We start from the raw sequence: 18087 nt of genomic DNA, 5'->3' as shown, positions 1-18087 counted from the left end.
GCCGCGCGTTCAACTCGGCGTGGTGTGGAGGCGGATGCTGAGCTGGGCGCCGAGTTCGCGGAAGCCGAGCGCCCGCGCCAGGCGGCGCGAAGGTTCGGGACGGGCCCGCCACTGCGGAACCAGCCCCGCCCGCAACGCGTCCCGCACGGCCGCCGACGCGACCGACCGGGCCAGTCCCCGCCCCCGGTGGCGCGGGTCCGTCAGCACGCTGAGATGCGCCGTGCCCGTCGGCCAGACCTCGTATCCGGACGCCGCCACGATCTCGCCCGCCGACCGCAGCACGAACGCCGCCGAGTCGATGTCCTCGAGCCCCGCCTCACCACGCTCGTCGTCGCTGACCCGCCCGATCAGCGACCCCAGCTCACCGACCGCGACCCGCTCGACCCCGTCGTCCGCGCCCGCCCGAACCCCGTCCGCGGCCGCCCGACATTCGTCCGCGCCCGCCCGAAACCCGTCCGCGTCACAGTAGGCAAGCGTCGCCGGCCCCAGCACGTCTTCCACCGGCAGCCTTCCGCGCACAACGTCCACGTCAGTGAGGGCCGCCGCACCCAATCCGCCGAGACCCCGCCGCACAACATCCGCACTCCGCTCGTCCGGCGCAGTGGCGATCACGCCTTCCGACACCCGCACAATGCCCACCCATCCCGGCGGACAAAGCCGAGACGAAGACGAGACAACTACCTCCAGGCCATCCGCGCCGAACTCGACCGGCGCCCCGGCCAACCCGGCCCAGAGCCGCCGCGCGTGCTCCACCAGCAAGTCATCGCTCACGCCCCGCATCATGGCGACCGATCGCCCGGCCGACCATCGAGATTCGCCCCGCCCGACGCGACCGCAATGAAGGCCGCGCACCTGCCATACTCCAGCTCGTGGGGATCGGCGTGCGAGTCATCGAGTACTCCGGAGAAGTCGTGGAGATGCTGGCTGCCGGGTACGACGTAGAGCCAGTCCGCGAAGCCGCCGCATCCGATCCCGGGCGATACCCGTTGCTGGCCGGAGTCGACGAGTACGACGACACGACGTTCAACGCGCGCCAGGCCAAGGTGCTCATCACAGAGCTGACGAGCCTCGCGGCGACCGAAGAGCTGGCCGGCACCACGGCACAGCTGATCACCCTGGCCGAGCTGCTGCTACCCGCTCCGGGCCGCCCCCACCACCGCCAGCTGGTCTTCGTCGGCGACTGACGCGCCAACCAGGACAACGGGATTCAGAGCACCCGGGCCCGGTGGTCGCGCATGATGTCGTGCAGGGTGCAGCTCTCGCCCGGCTCGCCCGGGCACAGTACCCATAGCTCGGAAGCGGCGGCCTGATAGAGCCGCCACGACGAGTCGCCGACCAGTTTCTCCCGCTGGAACGGGCTGCCCCCACGATCGGCCGGCCCCGGATAGTGCACCAGCAGCTCGTCGAGTTCGTCGGCCGGCACTTCGCGGCCCTCACCGACGGCATAGACGGCCCGCCCGTGGTACGGCGGCACAGTGGAGTCGAAGACGGTGATGGCGACCGCCGGCCGGGCGGCCAGGTTGAGCGAATGCTCCGAGTCGACCGCGGAGACCCAGAAGAATTCCCATTCGCCGGCCCACGAGAAGTAGACCGGGGAAGCCCACGGCTGCCCGCCGCTGGAGACCGTGGCCAAGGTGAGGAACCGATTTCCGTCCAGCAGCTCACGCGCGTGCGATTCCAGCTCAGCGTTCGGCTCATCCGGTGTCGCCATGCGAGCCAGCGTAGGACTGCCCCGGCCGTCCCGCGATCCCGTCCGGGCTTCGATCTCATGACCGCTCGAGGCGCAGGGCCGCGGGGGCGTGGGCGGGCACGGCCGGGGAGTGCGGGGCGATCGGCGCGAGCCGGCGATAGGGCTGCCCGATGGCCGGGCGGGCGTCGGTCTCGCCCTTGTTGGGCCACAGGGCGATCGCCCGCTCGGCCAGTGCCGTGATGGTCAGCGACGGGTTGACGCCCAGGTTGGCCGGCACGGCGGAGCCGTCGATCACGTGCAGCCCCTCGTACCCGTACACCCGGTGATAGGGGTCGATCACCCCGTCCGACCGGGACGCGCCGATCGTGGCGCCGCCGAGGATGTGGGCCGTCATCGGGATGTTGAAGATGTCGCCCACCCCGCCCCCGGCGAAGCCGCCGATGTGCTTGGCCATGCGTCGCACGGCGTCGTGGCCGACCGGGATCCAGCTCGGGTTCGGCGCCCCGTGACCGGGACCGGTGGTCAGGCGGCCGCGCCGGGTGCGGCTCACGGTCAGCGAGTTGTCGGCCGTCTGCATCACGAGCGCGATGATCGTACGTTCGCTCCAGCGCCGCACCGACAACGAGCGAGCCAGGACGTACGGATGACGAAGCGCCTGCCCGAGGAAACGCACCGGCCTCGGCACCCGCCCGCCCCCGTCGACCAGCAGCGTCGACAGGAGCCCCATGGCGTTGCTGCCCGGCCCGTACCGCACCGGCTCGATGTGTGTCGTCTCGTCGGGATGGAAGGACGAGGTGATCGCCACGCCCCGCGAATACGGCTCGTCCGGCACCGATCCGGCCTGGGCGCCCAGCAACGCCTCGGAATTGGTGCGGGTCAACGCGCCCAGCCGCGGCGACAGACCCGGCAGCACGCCGGTGTCCCGCATCGTGTGCAGCAGCCGCTGCGTGCCGAGGGCTCCCGCGGCCAGGATCACGTCGTGCGCCAGGAACTCGCCTCGCGTCGACGACACGAGCCACCCCGCAGGGCTGGGCCGCACCGACAACACCTCGGTCGAGGGGTGCACGACCGCGCCCGCCCGCTCGGCCAGGTGCAGGTAGTTGACGTCTAGGCTGTTCTTGGCGCCGATCTTGCACCCGATCATGCAGTTGCCGCACTCGGTGCAGCCCGTTCGCGCCGGGCCGGCCCCGCCAAAGAACGGATCGGGCACGGTGCGGCCGGCCTCGCCGAAGTAGACCCCGACCGGCGTACGGCGGAAAGTCTGACCCACGCCCATCTCGTCGGCCACCTGACGGATCACCAGGTCGGACGGGGTCATAGTGGGCTGCTGGGTGACGCCGAGCATGCGCGACGCCTGGTCGTAGTACGGCGTCAGCTCGGCCGCCCAGTCGGTGATGGCGGCCCAGTGCCGGTCGGCGAAGAACGTCGACGGCGGGCGGTAGAGCGTGTTCGCGTACACCAAGGAACCGCCACCGACCCCCGCCGCCGACAGCACAACGAGGTCTTTCAGCAGCGTGATGCGCTGGATGCCGCGCAGCCCGAGCTTCGGCGCCCACAGGAAGTTGCGCAGATCCCACGACGTCTTGGGCAGGGTGTCGGGGGTGAAGCGGCGGCCCGCCTCGAGCACGCCGACGCGATAACCCTTCTCGGCCAGACGCAGCGCGCTCACGCTGCCGCCGAAGCCGCTGCCCACGATCACCACGTCGTATTCCGCCATGGCCCCACTCTGGCATTACCGGCCGGTAACCGACAGGCCCCCTGTGGACAACGGCGAATTGTGGATAACTCCGGGGCGGCCCTCGGCCGGGTCTAAAGTCGCCCGCAACTCACGCCGAGAGGAGGACCTTGAGATGGCGACCGGAGGCAGCGTCGGCGAACGCGGCGGCGGCATCGGCCAGCGGATGCACGGCGGTGACCATGGCCGAGACGTCCACCGCGCCCGACTCGAGCAGCCGCATGGCCTCGGCGAAGTCGGCCGGCAGATAGGTGGCGCTGCCCTGGATGCGCAGCTGGGCGTCCTGAATCAGCGGCAGCGGGATGGTCACGTCGGCCGGCGGTACCCCGACCACCACCACCGTGCCGCCCTTCATCACCAGCGCGAGGGCCTGGTCGGTGGTCGACTGCTCGGCCACGCAGTCGAAGACCACGTCGGCGCTCTCGCCCAAGGCGTCCCGCACCTGGTCGACGGCATCCGGGGCGGTGGCGTCGATCGCGGCGTCGGCGCCGAAGGTCAGCGCCCTTTCCCGCGAGGCGGCCGACCGGGCGGTCATGACGATGCGCTTGGCCCCGGCGGCCCGCGCCACCTGCAAGGTCAAGATCCCGATGGTGCCGGCTCCGAGAATGGCCACGGTCCTTTCCCGTACGCCATCAGCCAGGCCCACGGCGTGGACGGGCGTTCCCAGCGGCTCGATGAACGCGGCCGTCCGCCAGTCGAGCGCGTCCGGAATGACGTGCAGCCGCCGCTGATCGATCGTGAACAGCTCAGCCATGCCGCCCTGGTCGTGGGCGCAGCCGAAGAAGCGCAGCCGCTCGCAGATGTTCTGCCGCCCGGCCCGGCACTGCTTGCACTCCCAGCAGGGCAGGAAGGGTTCGAGCGTGACCCGCTGACCCACCGCGACAGCGGTCACGCCCGGCCCGGCCGCCTCGACCGTGCCGCACACCTCGTGCCCCGGCGCGTAGGGCAGCTCGATGAACGGGTGCAGCCCGGCCAGCGCGTGCGTGTCCGAGCCGCAGACCCCGGCCACCGCCGTGCGCACCAGCACCTCACCCGGCCCCGGCTGCGGCACCTCGGCCGCCACCACCGAAACCTCGTCCTTCGAAACGATCACCCGCTGCATGGTCACGACAAGACCCTAGCTTTCGTGCGGCTCGAAGGGTCATGCTGCGGGAATGCTGTCCTATGCCTCGGGTGTGTCGGAGCTGCCGCTGCTCGGCGAGACGATCGGCGCCAACCTGGAACGCACGGTGGCCCGCTTCGGCGACCGCGAGGCGCTGGTCGACGTGGCCGCCGGGCGCCGCTGGACGTACGCCGAGCTGGACGCCGACGTCAACCGGCTGGCCCATGGCCTGCTGGCCAAGGGCATCGAGCCGGGCGACCGGGTCGGTATCTGGGCCCCCAACTGTGCCGAGTGGGTGATCACCCAGTACGCCACGGCCAAGATCGGCGCGATCCTGGTCAACGTCAACCCGGCCTACCGCACGCACGAGCTGCGCTACGTCGTCGAGCAGTCGGGTCTGCGGCTGCTGATCAGCGCGGAGTCGTTCAAGACCAGCGACTACCGGGCGATGGTGACGTCCATCGGATTCGACGATGTCGTCTACATCGGCACGGCCGGCTTCACCGACTTGTTCCGCGAGGGCGGCGAACTCGATCTTCAAGAGGCGCTGGCCTTCGACGACCCGATCAACATCCAGTACACGTCGGGCACGACCGGCTTCCCCAAGGGCGCCACCCTGTCGCACCACAACATCCTGAACAACGGCTACTTCGTCGGCGAGCTGATCAAATACACCGAGCAGGACAGAGTGTGCCTGCCGGTGCCGCTCTACCACTGCTTCGGCATGGTGATGGGCAACCTGGCCGCCACCTCGCACGGCGCCTGCATCGTGCTGCCCGCCCCCGGCTTCGACCCGGCCGCCACCCTGGCCGCGGTGGCCGCCGAAAGCTGCACCTCGCTGTACGGCGTACCGACGATGTTCATCGCGGAGCTCGGCCTGCCCGACTTCGCCGAGTACGACCTGTCGACGTTGCGGACCGGCATCATGGCCGGCTCGCCGTGCCCGGTCGAGGTGATGAAGCGGGTCGTCGCCGAGATGAACATGAGCGAGGTCGCGATCTGCTACGGCATGACCGAGACGTCCCCGGTGTCGACCATGACCCGCCCCGACGACACCCTGGCCCGGCGCACCGAGACCGTCGGCCGGGTCATGCCGCACCTCGAGTCCAAGGTGGTCGACCCCGATTCCGGCCGGCCCGTGCCGCACGGCGAGCCGGGCGAGCTCTGCACCCGCGGCTATTCGGTGATGCTGGGCTACTGGAACCAGCCCGAGGCGACGGCCGAGGCGATCGACCCGGCTCGCTGGATGCACACCGGCGACCTGGCCACAATGGACGACGAGGGCTATGTCAACATCGTCGGCCGGATCAAAGACCTGGTGATCCGCGGCGGCGAGAACGTCTATCCGCGCGAGGTCGAGGAATTCCTCTACACCCACCCGGACATCGCCGACGTCCAGGTGATCGGTGTCCCCGACGCCAAGTACGGCGAAGAGCTGATGGCCTGGATCGTCATGCGTCCCGATGCGACGCCCTTGACGGCCGACAACGTCCGCGAGTTCTGCGCCGGCAAGCTGACCCACTACAAGGTGCCGCGCTACGTCCACGTGGTCGACGGCTTCCCGATGACCGTGACCGGCAAGGTCCGCAAGGTCGAAATGCGCGAACAGGCGGTCGGCATCCTCGGCCTCCAGGACGCCGCCGCCATCCGCAACGCCTGACCCGGCATGACCACAACGACTCACGCTTCCGAGGTCGAGAAGGCCTCGGCGGAACGTCTCAAGTTCTTCTCGGATGCGGTCATTGCGATCGCGATGACGTTGCTGGCGTTGGAACTGCCTGTGCCGTCGGGCGAGACCGTGGGCGAGGTGTGGCGGTCGTTCGGCGGGAACTGGGAGGAATACCTGGCCTTCCTGATCACCTTCTGGGTGATCGGGCAGCAGTGGATGAACCACCACTCGTTCCTGCGCTACGTCGATCGGGTGCCGCATGCGTTCGTGCGGCTCAACGTGCTCTGGCTGCTGACCGTGGTGGTCACGCCGTTCGCCATGCGGATCCTGGTCAGCGAGGCGCCGTTCGAGTTCGGGTTCACGCTTTACGGGATCGTGCAGGTGCTGTCGGCGCTGATCCGGTTCCTCATGATCCGGCAGATCCGCGGGCACGACCTGGCTGGTCCGGAGGCGCCGGCGGGCTTCTATCGGGACATCCAGGTGCGGCTGCTCGGACTGGCCCTGATCTTCGCGGTGGCTGTGCCCTTCGCCTATCTGATCGGACATTGGGCGTACGCGATCTGGGTCGCCGGTCCGGCGGTGATCGGTGGCCTGCGGCGCCGGGTGGGTCGTCAGCGACGGTAGATGGTGATCGAGTAGCCGACCTGGTCGATCGGGGTGCTCGTGTCGAGCAGCCGCTCGAGCTGGTTGCGGGCCAGGGCCACCCGCGAGTCCGAGACCACGAGCAGGCCGTGCACCTGGTCGACCGGCACGGTCAGCGGGTTGCGGCCCTCGATGCCGTAGTAGCCGGGCACGCCCGCGCCCTTGTACACCAGCCAGACCGGCTCGCCCGGATACTTCGTACGCAATCTCTCGGCCAGCCGAGGCAGGTCCTGGCCCCAGTCGACGTTGGAGTCGTGCAGGTTGTTGTGGGTGTTCGAGGTGCCGCCGAAGGCCTCGTTCGAGTAGGGCAGGTAGTACGGGAAGGTCAGCAGCGAGCTCACGCCGACGAAAGCGATCAGGGCCGCGGTCGGGATCCACGCCCAGCGCCACCGGATCAGCACGACAGCACCGGCCGCCACGGCCAGCAGCATCGGCATGAAGATCACGTAGCGGGTGCCGTAGTCGCGCGAGCCGGTCATCGCCACCAGCATCAGCACGCCGGCCGGCAGCAGCAGGTAGAGCGCGGCGATCCACTTCTTGACCAGCAGCGTGATCACGCCGGCCAGCCAGAGCAGCATCATGCCGATCGGCGTCTTGATCAGCAGCGCGACCGGCAGGTAGTACCAGAGCGAACCCCGGTAGGCCTCGCCCAGCAGGAACCCGTTGAACGTGCGCGACTCGAACACGAACTGGATCAGCACGCCGTCCCGGTAGGCCTGCGGGAACGGCAGCAGGTCGACGGCCAGGCCCTTGAGCCCGCCGGGGTGGGGCAGGGTGGCCGGGGTGGTCCAGCGCAGCCGCGGGTCGACGGCCAGGTAGACCAGCCACACCACGGCCACGGCGACCAGCCCGACGCCGATCGCCCCGAGCACCCGTGCCCCGAGCTGCCGCCACTTGCCGGAAGCGGGGAACACGGCCGGCGCCAGCAGGGCCAGCAGCAGAGCCACGGGCACAACGGCGAGAGTGTTCATGCGGGTGGCCAGGGCCGCGCCCAGCGCCACCCCGGCCAGTGGCAGATACAGGCGTGGCTTGTCCCGGGCTCGCCACAACATCCAGAACGTGACCAGCACGAAGCCGGCCGCGGGCACGTCCAGCGTGGCCAAGGCGCCGTGCGCGATCACGTCAGGCGAGAAGGCGTACAGGGCCAAGGCGATCAACCCGGCCCACGGACCGGCCACGTCACGCGCGAAGAACAGGACGGCCAGGCCGAACAGCAGCGTGAGCAAGATGATGGGCAGGCGCGCGGCCAGCATCAGCTCGAACGGGTTGTTGCCGCTCTCGTAGAGCAGATGCCGCCCGAGATAGCTCTGATTCACCCGGTTGGGGGCGTCCAGCTCCGGGTCGGCGAAGGCCAGCCCGGCCGCCATCACCAGCTTGGCCAGCGGCGGATGCTCCGGGTTGTAGACCAGGCTGTGCTGCTGCCGGTAGACCTCGGCCGTGGCCACGTAGACCGGCTCGTCGATGGTCGGCGACTGCTGCACGGCCGTGGTGACCATGGCGAACGCCATCTGCCCCAGCAGCAGCACCACAGCCAGCGGGTAGAGCAGACGCCGTCGGAGCATCGCGCCAATCTATCCGGCGAATTCTCCCGGCGGCGCGGCGGACGGGTCGGCGTGCTTCTCCACCTCGGCGGCGCGCAGCTCGACCCGGCGGATCTTGCCCGAGATCGTCTTGGGCAGCTCGGCGAACTCGAGACGGCGGATCCTCGCGTATGGCGGCATGTGCTCCCGGGCGTACGCGAAAAGGGTCTCGGCCGTCGACGCGTCGGCCGCCCAGCCCTCGGCCAGCACCACGTACGCCTTGGGCACCGCGAGGCGCAGCGGATCGGGGGAGGGCACGACCGCCGCCTCGACCACGGCCTCGTGCTCGATCAGCACGCTCTCCAGCTCGAACGGCGAGATCCGGTAGTCGGAGGCCTTGAACACGTCGTCGGTGCGGCCCACGTACGTGATGTAGCCGTCATCGTCGCGGGAGGCCACATCGCCGGTGTGGTAGTAGCCGCCGGCCATCCGCTCGGCGGTCAGCTCGTCGTCGCCGTGATAGCCGACCATCAGGCCGGTCGGCCGCGGATCGAGCGCGACACAGATCTCGCCCTCGTCGGCCTCTTGGCCGGTGGTCGGATCGATCAGCGCGATCGTGTAGCCAGGGACCGGGCGGCCCATCGAGCCCGGCTTGACCGGCCGGCCGGGGGTGTTGGCGATCTGCACGGTCGTCTCGGTCTGGCCGAAGCCGTCCCGGATGGTCACGCCCCACGCCTTGTTCACCTGGTCGATGACCTCGGGGTTGAGCGGCTCGCCGGCGCCCACGACGATCCGCGGCGGCGTGGCCAGCGCGGAGAGGTCGGACTGGATCAACATGCGCCACACCGTCGGCGGCGCGCAGAAGCTGGTGACCCCGCAGCGCTGCATCTCGGCCATCAGCCGGGCCGGGTCGAAGCGCGTGTAGTTGTAGATGAACACGCAGGCCTGCGCGTTCCAGGGGGCGAAGACGTTGCTCCAGGCGTGCTTGGCCCAGCCGGGCGACGAGATGTTGAGGTGTACGTCGCCGGGGCGCAGCCCGATCCAGTACATCGTCGAGAGGTGCCCGACCGGGTACGACTGGTGGGTGTGCTCGACCAGCTTGGGCCGAGCTGTCGTGCCCGAGGTGAAGTAGAGCAGCAGGGTGTCGGTCGCCGGCGTGGCGCCCTCCGGTTCGAACGCGACATTTCCGGCGTACGCGTCAGTGAGTGGCAACCAGCCGTCGACCGGCGCCCCCACGGCGATCCGCACGACGTCCACCTGCGCGAACTTGTCGGCCGCAGCGGAAGTGGCGATCACGAATCGGGCGCCGCCCCGGGCGACCCGCTCGGCGGAGTCGGCCGGGCCGAGCAGGGGCGTGGCCGGGATCAGCACCGCGCCCAGCTTCATGGCGGCCAGGATCGTGTCCCACAACTCGGCCTGGTTGCCCAGCATCACCACGATGCGGTCACCACGCCGTACACCCTGGGACCGCAACCAATTCGCCACCTGGTTCGACCGCCGGGACATCTCGGCGAACGAGAAGCGCTGCTCGGAGCCGTCCTCTTCGACGATCCAGAGCGCGGGCGCGTCGTTGCCCGCGGCGATCACGTCGAACCAGTCGAGAGCCCAGTTGAACTCGCCGAGGGCCGGCCATCGGAACTGCTCGACGGCGCCGTCGTAGTCGCTGCTGTGTTCCAGCAGGAAATCCCGTGCCGCCCGGAACGCCTCTGTGCCCTCGGTCATCTGAGCCTCCTCGCTCAGATGCTAATGGTCCTGGTCGCCACGAGGCCACGGCCAAGATCACCCGTGACGGTGGCCATGGTCAGCTCGCCGCCGTCCTCGGTCACCGGCGTGGCCAGGGCGAGGTGGGTCGCGCTCTGTTCGTATCCAAGCGTGCCGTACGCCGTGGCGCAGGCATCCCCGGGCAGGGCCACCTGGGTGGTCGCGCCCGGAACGGCCTCGACGTGCAGGTGAGGCCACCGGCCGTCGTGGGCGCCGGGGAAGATCGTCGAAAAGGTGGTCCAGCCGCTCTCGTCGGTGAACTGGACGCCGCGCAGGTAGTTGCGCTCCTCCAGGCCGGGGGAGTGCAGCGAGTACGCGCCGTCGCGGTCGGCGTGCCACAGGTAGAGCGCGTGACCGGCCAGCGGGCGGCCCGAGTTCGCGCTGACCAGGCGCAGCCGGACGGTCAGGGGCACGCCGCGCGCCACTCCGGTCGCCTTGCCGAAGCTGCGTCGCAGGTCCCGGCGTACGAGTCCCGAGCGCGAGAGGTCGTCGGTGCGCCCGCCGGCCAGCGCGGCCACCGTCACCCCGTGATCCAGGCTCAGCATGCGGCGCCGGCGCAGCAGCGCGAAGTCGCGGGCAAATCCCTCGAGGCGCTGCTTCGGCAACGCTTGCACCTGCACGGTCATACGGCCCCCTCCGCCGACGGTCAGGGGTCCATTACGCCGTTCCCCGGGTGCAGTCGCGGTGATCGTCCGGTTGCGGGCCGGTTGCGGTTACCAAGTGCGACACAACCTAGTACTGTCCGTTTCATGGGCGATGATCGATCCATGGGGCGTCTGTCCACCATGGACGCCCTGCAGTACGACGACGAGGAGCTGCCCGCCCGCGAGCTCAAGGGCCGCATCGGGCTGGCGGTGGCCGTCGTCGCGTTCGCGGTCGCCCTGCTGGTGCTGTGGCAGGTGTTCCGCCCGCTCGCCCGGGGCAGCCAGTTCTACCTGATCATCTTCCTGGCCGGCACGCTCCCGCTGGTCTTCCTGGCCTACCGCTCGCGCCTCTTCAAGACCGAGAACCGCAACCGCCCGACCGTGCTCGACTGGGTGCTCGCGGTGGCCGCCCTGGTCGTCTGCCTCTACCCGGTCAGCCCGCTCGGTGGCGGCTACGACGGCTTCCTCGACCGTCAAGGCCTGCTCGAACCGGCCGACATCGCCTTCGGGGCCGTGCTGCTGGTGCTGGTCGTCGAGGCCTGCCGGCGGACGACCGGGCTGGCGCTTCCGATCGTCTGTCTCGCTTTCCTGGCGTACGGGTACTACGGCGGCCTCCTTCCGCAGAGCTGGCCGATCGCCCACGCCGGGCTGGACTTCTCGCAGATCGTCGACGCGCTCTACAACTCGGGCAGCGGGTTCTACGGCACCCCGCTGGACGTCGCGGCCACGTACATCGTGCTGTTCACGATCTACGGCGCCGTGCTCGACCTCTCCGGCGCCAGCCGCTTCTTCGTCGACCTGTCGGTGGCGGCGTTCCGCAAGTCACGCAGCGCGGCCGGGCGTACGGCGGTCGCGGCCGGCTTCCTGCTGGGCACCGTCTCGGGCTCGGGCACGGCCACCGCGGTCAGCGTCGGCGCCGTCACCTGGCCCATGCTGCGCCGCGCGGGCTACCCGGCCGAACAGGCGGGCGGCATGCTGGCCGCGGCCGGCGTCGGCGCGATCCTGTCGCCGCCCACCCTGGGCGCGGCCGCGTTCATCGTCGCCGAATACCTCGACGTCTCGTACCTGACCGTCCTGGGCTGGGCGATGATCCCGACCGTCCTGTACTACCTGGGCATCCTGCTCGCCGTCGAGATCGACGTGCGGCGCTTCCGGGTCCGCGGGCTGGAGGCGCCGCCGGTCAGCACCCTGCGGCTGCTGGGCCGGTTCGGCTACCACTTCTCGTCGCTCGTGCTGATCGTGGTGCTGCTGGCGCTGGGCCAGAGCGCGACCCGGGCCGTCGTCTACGCCACCCTGCTGGCCTTCGCGCTCTCGTTCCTCGACCGGCGGTCCTGGCTGACCCCGCAACGGGTGTTCACCGCGCTCAGCGCCGGCGTCCGCAGCGTGCTGCCGGTGGTCGCGGTGTGCGCCGCCGCCGGCATCATCACCGCCACGACCACCAAGACCGGGCTGGGCGCCCAGCTGGCGTCGCTGCTGGTGCGCGGGGCGCAGGCGGTCACCTCGAACCCGACGGCCGTGCTGGCGCTGACGGTGATCCTGGCCGCGGTCGCGCTGGCCATCCTCGGCCTGGCGGTGCCGGTCACGGCCAGCTTCATCATCGGCTGGGTCATCATCGGGCCGGCGCTGCTGGCCCTCGGAGTGCCCGCGCCCGCCGCGGCCATGTTCGTCTTCTACTACTCAGTGCTCTCCGAGGTCACACCACCCACAGCCCTGGCCGCCGTCGGCGCAAGCGCAATCACCGGCGGCCGCACGATTCCAACGATGTGGCAGGCCCTGAAGTATGCGCTGCCCGCCTTCCTGGCGCCCATCGCATTCGTGCTGACCCCGGCCGGTTCCTACCTGCTGGCCCGCGGCCCTTTCCTCGACATCGTGTGGGCCACCGCCGCCGCGCTGGTCGGAGTGGCCGCACTGGCGGTCGCCACCGGCGGCTGGGTGCTGGGCGTCGGCCGGGCCGGCACCCCAAGCCGCCTGCTGGCCGCGATCGCCGGCCTGCTCCTGCTCTACCTAGAGCCGCTGACCATCGCCATCGGCGTCGCCCTGCTCACCGTGTCCGTCGGCTGGGCCGCCGTCGACTGCCGCCGTCGTCCGGCCGCGACCTCAGACCAACCGCTCGCCCCACCCACCGCCCCTACGGCCGCGGGCACTTCGCCCACCGACCCTTCCGGCGCAGGCCAGCCGCCCACCGACCTTTCGGCCGCGGACCGGCCGTCCACCGACCCTTCGGGCGCGGACCGGCCATCCACCGACCCTTCGGGCGCGGACCGGCCGCCCGCCGACCCTTCAGGTGCGGGCCGGGCGCCCACCGACCCTTCGGGTGCGGGTCGGCCGCCCACCGGCTCTTCGGCCGCGACCCAGCCATCCGCGCCGGCGGCAACGCCATCAGCTGCGGGGAAGCCGCCGGGTGACGAGTCGCCTGCCGTTCTCCTGGCCGCCGAGCCGGCTCCGGTCATCGCCGCTTCGGCCTCTTCGTCGCCGCCCGCTGCCGATCCCGGGACCGCCGCTCCTGGTGCCGCTGGTTCGTCGGCTGTTGATCCGGGGATCGCCGCTCCGAGTGCCGCTGGTTCGTCGGGTGCTGGTCCGGCGGCCGCCGTTCCCAGCGCCGCTCGTCCGGGGGCGGCCGCTCCCAGCGCCGCTCGTCTGGGGACCGCCGCACCTAGTGCCGCTGGTCCGTCGACTGCTGGTCCGGGAAATGCGGGTTCCACTACTGCCGGTTCGGGGGCGGGGCAGCCCGGTTCCGCCGGCGCCCCACCTCCGGCTCTACGTGAGGCGCTCAGCGAGTCGCCACCCGATCGGTCTTCTGCTTTGCCCGGTGAGGGGCGCGATGGCTCGCCGGCACCGGGTTCGCCGTCCGCTTCGCGTCTGAGTGAGGGCGGGCTCGACACCACGCACACCGAAGAACGGGGTTGATATGAAGCGCATGGTTATGGCGGCCGGGATCGCTCTCGTCCTCACCGGGGCGTCGGCGGCCTGCGGCGGACGGCAGGACGCCGCCTCGACCGACGCCGGCGGGGAGGTGACGTGCACTGTGGCCAACGAGACGCGGCTCGGGATCGCGACCGGCAATGCGACCGGCGTCTACTTCGCTCTCGGAAACGCGTACGCGGAACAGATTGGCGCCACCGGCGGCAACGTCAAAGCGACGGCGTCGGAGACGGGCGCCTCGGTCCAGAACATTCAGCAACTGGTCGCGGGCAGCTACGGCGTCGCGTTCTCGCTGGCCGACACGGCGGCCGACGCGATCAACGGCACGGGCAGCTTCGACAGCAAACAGCCGATCGCCGCGCTGGCCCGGATCCACACCAACTACACCCAGGTGATTGTGCGCAAGGCGGCCGGCATCAAGGACGTGGCCGGCATGAAGGGCAAGCGCGTCTCGACCGGGTCACCCAAGTCCGGCACCGAGGTCATCGCCAACCGCCTGCTCACGGCGGCCGGCCTCGACCCGGCCAAGGACATCAGCGCCCAGAAGCTCGACCTGACCAAGACCGTCGACGGCATGAAGGAGGGCTCGATCGACGCGCTCTTCTGGTCGGGCGGCCTGCCCACGCCCGGCATCACCGACCTGCTCACGACCTCCGGCGGTCAGGTCGAGTTCCTCGACATCACGCCGCTGCTGCCCGAACTGCAGAAGATCAATCCGGTGTACGAGACCGGGAGCATCCCGGCCGCAACGTACAAGCTGGCCGGCGACACCCCGACGATCGTCGTGCCCAACCTGCTGCTGGTGAAGGACGACCTCGACGCGAACGTCGCCTGCGTACTCACCAAGACCCTGTTCGACCGCAAGCCGCAGCTCGAACAGGCCAACGCCGCCGCCAAAGAGATCAGCCTCGACCAGGCCCGCAAGACCGACCCGGTGCCGCTTCACCGCGGCTCGGTGAAGGCCCTCGACGATCTCGGCGCACCCAAATAATCGCTGGACAGGCCGTTTCTTCCGAGAGAAGCTGATCTCATGACCTTCTCTCGGAAGGGCGCGTGCGCCCTCGCGCTTTGATCGCGCCCGCGCGGCGACAGGCCGCGCTCCGTCAAGAATTGTGGGATCGGGCGGTCGAAACACGCCGCGAATGGCTCGAGGTGGGCGTCTCCACCAAGCCGGCCGACCACACCGTCTCGGAAGAGATAATTGCTTCCCTGTACGCGCGTCACGGCCGTCCGCGGCCGGAGTTCATCCGCGTTCCGTCGCCCCGCGCGGCCATCCCGTACCTCGAAGGCCTGCCCACCCACGACGATCTGCGCTCGTGGCTGGGCGACCGGCGGCCACCCGGCCGTTTCCCGCTGGCCGGGGACATTGCGGCCGGCCTGTCCCAGTTGCGTTCGGCGCTCGAGGCCGAATTCACCGAGCCACCCCGGGACCGTACGCCGATGAAGCGCCGCAAAGGTGAGGCGTGGCCGGTTCTGCCGCCCGGCCAGGCCCTCGACTCGGGGTTGCCGTTCCACGAAATGCTCATTCAGGGCGTACGGAATGCGCTGTTCCGAAGTCTGGCCGGGATCTACTTGCCCGTCCGATCCGCGCTGGCGCACGCCGCCGGCCCGGTGCCGGTCGGCTGGTACGGGCAGCAGGACGCGGCGTGGCTCGCGCACGTCGACGCCATCCGCCGGACGGTCCAGCCCCACCTGCGACGCGAACGCGAGTTCGCCGAATGGTCGGCGCTCACCCGCTCGGCGGGTTGGTGGTGGCCCGGCGAACACCGATGCGTGCTCGTCGACCGCCCGGTAATCCTCCGAACCGAACCAGTGCCCCATGCCTGGCACGAAGAGATCCGCCTCGTCCACATCGAATACGCCGACGGCTGGTCGGTGACGCCGGCCCGCTGATCCCACCCGGATGGCCCGTCCCCGTGGCGGGTCATCCGGCCGCGGTCCGGCCCGGCTCACTGAGTCGTGAGCGCCCGCTCCGGTGAGCTCACCGCAGAGCCGTTACAAGCAACTGGTTGGTTGGAAGCGGCGGCGCTGGATCCGGTGGTGTTCGCTGCTGTGCCGTTACAAGCAACTAGTTGGTTGGAAGCGGGTGGCGCTGAATCCGGTGCGGTTCGCTGCTGAGTCGTCACAAGCAACTGGTTGGTTGGAAGCGGCGGCGCTGATTTCGGCGGTGTTTACTGGTGTGCCGTCACAAGCAACTGGTTGGTTGGATTTGGCGACGGGCGACGGGCGACGGGCGACGGGCGACGGGCGACGGGCGACGGGCGACGGGCGACGGGCGACGGGCGGCAGGCGGCAGGCGGCAGGCGGCAGGCGGCAGGCGAGTGGCGGCGGGCGACGGGCGGCGTGCGAGTGGCGGCGGGCGGCGTCGTGGGCCGGTGAGCTCTGTTCGGCGGCTGTCAGTTTCGGGCGAGCAGGGCGCGACTTTCGGCCAGGACCTCGCATTGGTCGCGCCAGCCGGGGCCGGTCAGGCCGATCACTATGTGGGTGGCGCCGGCTTTTCCGTACGCGGCGAAGCGGTCGGCCACCTCGGCGGCCGGGCCGGTGATGGGTAGATCCAGCACGTTGTCGAGTGTTGCGCCATAGGTGCGGGCTATGTTTTCGGCCAGTTCGCGCGGGGTGGGCAGGCCGGGCGCCGAACCCAGCGCGCCGCTGGCGCCGACCGTGATGGACGGGGTGGCTCGGCCATGCCCGGCCGCCCATTCGGCCAGGCGTTGCGCTCCCTGGGCGACGACGCTCGGGGCGATGAGCGACGGGAACCAGGCGTCGCCGTAGCGGGCGGCCCGGCGCAGCGCGGCGTTGCCGATCCAGAACGGTGGCCGGGCAACAGCCGGCAGCAGTTGGACGATCGGCCGGCCTGGCTCGTCGGGTAGCGCTACCTCTTGTCCATCGAGCAGGCGCGGCAACAGTTCGAGTGCGTGGTCCGTGCGCGGGCCGCGGTCGCCGAACGGTACCCCGGCCGCCGCCCACTGGGCCTCGCCGCCACCGGAGCCGATGCCGAGGATGAGGCGGCCTTGCGAAACGTGTTGCAGCGACGCGATCTGTTTGGCGGCCCAGGCCAGCGGGCGGATGGCCGGGATGAAGACGCTGGCGCCGACGCGGATACGGGTGGTGCCGGCGGCGGCCGCGGCGAGCGCCACCGCGCAGTCGAGGGACGGCATGCCGGTGGCCAGGTGGTCGCCGTGCCAGACGCTGTCGAGGCCGAGCTCCTCGGCGTGCCGAGCCGCCTCGGGCAGGCTGATGTGTTCCCGCTGCTGAATCGCCACCGACGGCAGGATGACCCCGATCTCCACAGGGGAGAGTCTTCACCCTCAACCGAACTTCAAGTCAATGGCGGCGGCCGTTAAATCAATTGCCGCCGCGGAGGGCAGGCCCTACTGTTCGGGGTGTCCGCGAGAGCGCCACACGAAGGGGGATCGAAGATGCGATGGCATGAAGCCATGAGCGCCGACCTCCGTGTGAGTGCCGCGGGAACGCGTCGGCGAATGCGACGACGCGTGCGCCGGCCGCTCGCCTGCGACGCGCGCTGACCTCGCCGGGCTCCGGCGCTGTCGGCCTCTCCGCGGGGCGCGAATTCAACGTATGGGCGTAGCTCAACTGGTAGAGCGACGGCTTCCAAATCCGTTAGGCGCGGGTTCGAATCCTGCCGCCCATGTGCTTTTCGAATGTCATTTCCAGACGGGAGCGGCGGCGCGCGCGGGCCGGCTGCGGCGGGTGAGACGACCGCCGGGCTAGCTGTCCGGGCATATTTGCGCTACCCAGGCAACGTGCGGCCGCCGCTCCGGTCGATTCGTCAACCGTCACTGCGTACGGGAAACAGTCAGCCGTCATCGCGTACGAGGCAGAAAGGATGGCCGGCCGGGTCGAGCAGCACCCGGACGTGCGCCTGCGGCTGGTCGGCGGCCAGTTCGGCGCCGAGTTGCTGCGCCTCGGCCACCGCCGAGTCCAAGTCGCCGACTTGGAAGTCGAAGTGCATCATCGGGCGCTGGCTGCCCTCGGCGGGCGGCCAGATCGGCCGTACGTAGTCGTTGGCTTGTTGAAAGACGACGAAGTTCGACCCGTCCGGGGTGGTGGCCAGGACGGTGGTGCCCGGCTCCTCGTGCACCACGGGCCAGCCGATCAGGTCGGAGTAGAACCGGGCCAGCTTCGCGGGGTCGGGCGCTTCGACGGCCATGCCCCACCACATGTTCTTCGTCCTTGTCAGCATCCCAGCACCCTAGAACCGGTTGCGGACATTCCGCTTCCGGTATGACCCGTCGTCGTAGCTCAGCGGGAGAGCGCCGCCCTCATAAGGCGGAGGCCGGTGGTTCGAGACCACCCGACGACACGACGCCCCCGTAGCGCAGGTGGACAGCGCGCCGGTCTACGAATCCGGAGGTCGGGAGTTCGAATCTCCCCGGGGGCA

At 70.3% G+C, this 18087-nt stretch carries 15 protein-coding genes and 3 tRNA genes; 9 read left to right on the top strand and 9 right to left on the bottom strand.

Annotation, left to right across the window (positions count from 1 at the left end; translation table 11 throughout):
• Nucleotides 1-9 precede the first annotated feature (9 nt).
• Complete coding sequence (locus OWR29_RS19240; protein ID WP_267564285.1) at nucleotides 10-771, bottom strand: GNAT family N-acetyltransferase; 762 nt, start codon at nucleotides 769-771, stop codon at nucleotides 10-12.
• 98 nt (nucleotides 772-869) lie between these two features.
• Between OWR29_RS19240 and OWR29_RS19235 the strand changes: the two genes are divergently transcribed.
• The gene (locus OWR29_RS19235; protein ID WP_267564284.1) at nucleotides 870-1184 is read left to right on the top strand and encodes a hypothetical protein; all 315 of its coding nucleotides are present in this window, start codon (nucleotides 870-872) and stop codon (nucleotides 1182-1184) included.
• A 23-nt stretch (nucleotides 1185-1207) separates the two neighbouring features.
• Here the strand turns inward: OWR29_RS19235 and OWR29_RS19230 are convergent, their stop codons facing one another.
• From OWR29_RS19230 to OWR29_RS19220, 3 genes are all read right to left on the bottom strand, one after another.
• Nucleotides 1208-1711 carry a pyridoxamine 5'-phosphate oxidase family protein gene (locus OWR29_RS19230; RefSeq protein ID WP_267564283.1) on the bottom strand — a complete coding sequence of 168 codons (504 nt, stop codon included), beginning with the start codon at nucleotides 1709-1711 and terminating at the stop codon, nucleotides 1208-1210.
• Between the two features lie 55 nt (nucleotides 1712-1766).
• Complete coding sequence (locus tag OWR29_RS19225) at nucleotides 1767-3407, bottom strand: GMC oxidoreductase (RefSeq protein ID WP_267564282.1); 1641 nt, start codon at nucleotides 3405-3407, stop codon at nucleotides 1767-1769.
• A gap of 109 nt (nucleotides 3408-3516) precedes the next feature.
• A complete protein-coding gene (locus tag OWR29_RS19220) occupies nucleotides 3517-4527 on the bottom strand; it encodes a zinc-dependent alcohol dehydrogenase (RefSeq protein ID WP_267564449.1) in 1011 nt (336 codons plus the stop codon).
• 52 nt (nucleotides 4528-4579) lie between these two features.
• Here OWR29_RS19220 and OWR29_RS19215 point away from each other — a divergent pair, with 52 nt between their 5' ends.
• Nucleotides 4580-6187 (top strand): AMP-binding protein, encoded by a 1608-nt coding sequence (locus OWR29_RS19215; RefSeq protein WP_267564281.1) that lies wholly within the window; start codon nucleotides 4580-4582, stop codon nucleotides 6185-6187.
• A gap of 6 nt (nucleotides 6188-6193) precedes the next feature.
• Complete coding sequence (locus OWR29_RS19210; RefSeq protein WP_267564280.1) at nucleotides 6194-6820, top strand: TMEM175 family protein; 627 nt, start codon at nucleotides 6194-6196, stop codon at nucleotides 6818-6820.
• Here OWR29_RS19210 and OWR29_RS19205 read toward each other — a convergent pair.
• The 3 genes from OWR29_RS19205 to OWR29_RS19195 are packed head-to-tail and all read right to left on the bottom strand — an operon-like array spanning nucleotide 6808 to nucleotide 10745.
• Nucleotides 6808-8400 carry an ArnT family glycosyltransferase gene (locus tag OWR29_RS19205; RefSeq protein WP_267564279.1) on the bottom strand — a complete coding sequence of 531 codons (1593 nt, stop codon included), beginning with the start codon at nucleotides 8398-8400 and terminating at the stop codon, nucleotides 6808-6810. The genes OWR29_RS19210 and OWR29_RS19205 overlap by 13 nt on opposite strands.
• Before the next feature lie 9 nt (nucleotides 8401-8409).
• A complete protein-coding gene (locus OWR29_RS19200) occupies nucleotides 8410-10080 on the bottom strand; it encodes an AMP-binding protein (RefSeq protein ID WP_267564278.1) in 1671 nt (556 codons plus the stop codon).
• Between the two features lie 14 nt (nucleotides 10081-10094).
• The gene (locus OWR29_RS19195; RefSeq protein ID WP_267564277.1) at nucleotides 10095-10745 is read right to left on the bottom strand and encodes a dioxygenase family protein; all 651 of its coding nucleotides are present in this window, start codon (nucleotides 10743-10745) and stop codon (nucleotides 10095-10097) included.
• 123 nt (nucleotides 10746-10868) lie between these two features.
• On the opposite strand from OWR29_RS19195, the gene OWR29_RS19190 reads away from it, so the two are divergent.
• From OWR29_RS19190 to OWR29_RS19180, 3 genes are all read left to right on the top strand, one after another.
• A complete protein-coding gene (locus tag OWR29_RS19190; protein ID WP_267564276.1) occupies nucleotides 10869-13670 on the top strand; it encodes a TRAP transporter permease in 2802 nt (933 codons plus the stop codon).
• A gap of 1 nt (nucleotide 13671) precedes the next feature.
• Entirely contained in the window at nucleotides 13672-14676 is a 1005-nt protein-coding gene (locus OWR29_RS19185) for a TAXI family TRAP transporter solute-binding subunit (RefSeq protein ID WP_267564275.1), read from the top strand.
• Between the two features lie 62 nt (nucleotides 14677-14738).
• Nucleotides 14739-15578 carry a DUF6745 domain-containing protein gene (locus tag OWR29_RS19180; RefSeq protein ID WP_267564274.1) on the top strand — a complete coding sequence of 280 codons (840 nt, stop codon included), beginning with the start codon at nucleotides 14739-14741 and terminating at the stop codon, nucleotides 15576-15578.
• Nucleotides 15579-16081: 503 nt separating this feature from the next.
• Here the strand turns inward: OWR29_RS19180 and OWR29_RS19175 are convergent.
• A complete protein-coding gene (locus OWR29_RS19175; protein ID WP_267564273.1) occupies nucleotides 16082-16975 on the bottom strand; it encodes an LLM class flavin-dependent oxidoreductase in 894 nt (297 codons plus the stop codon).
• Nucleotides 16976-17264: 289 nt separating this feature from the next.
• Between OWR29_RS19175 and OWR29_RS19170 the strand changes: the two genes are divergently transcribed.
• A tRNA-Trp gene (locus OWR29_RS19170) sits at nucleotides 17265-17337 on the top strand.
• Nucleotides 17338-17502: 165 nt separating this feature from the next.
• Here OWR29_RS19170 and OWR29_RS19165 read toward each other — a convergent pair.
• Complete coding sequence (locus OWR29_RS19165; protein WP_267564272.1) at nucleotides 17503-17889, bottom strand: VOC family protein; 387 nt, start codon at nucleotides 17887-17889, stop codon at nucleotides 17503-17505.
• 48 nt (nucleotides 17890-17937) lie between these two features.
• On the opposite strand from OWR29_RS19165, the gene OWR29_RS19160 reads away from it, so the two are divergent.
• Together OWR29_RS19160 and OWR29_RS19155 are read left to right on the top strand one after the other, a co-directional pair.
• Nucleotides 17938-18009, top strand: a tRNA-Met gene (locus tag OWR29_RS19160).
• A gap of 4 nt (nucleotides 18010-18013) precedes the next feature.
• Nucleotides 18014-18087, top strand: a tRNA-Arg gene (locus OWR29_RS19155).

The organism is Paractinoplanes pyxinae, assembly GCF_026626335.1.
Taxonomy (GTDB): Bacteria; Actinomycetota; Actinomycetes; order Mycobacteriales; family Micromonosporaceae; genus Actinoplanes; species Actinoplanes pyxinae.
This window is presented reverse-complemented; position numbering and strand designations above follow the sequence as displayed.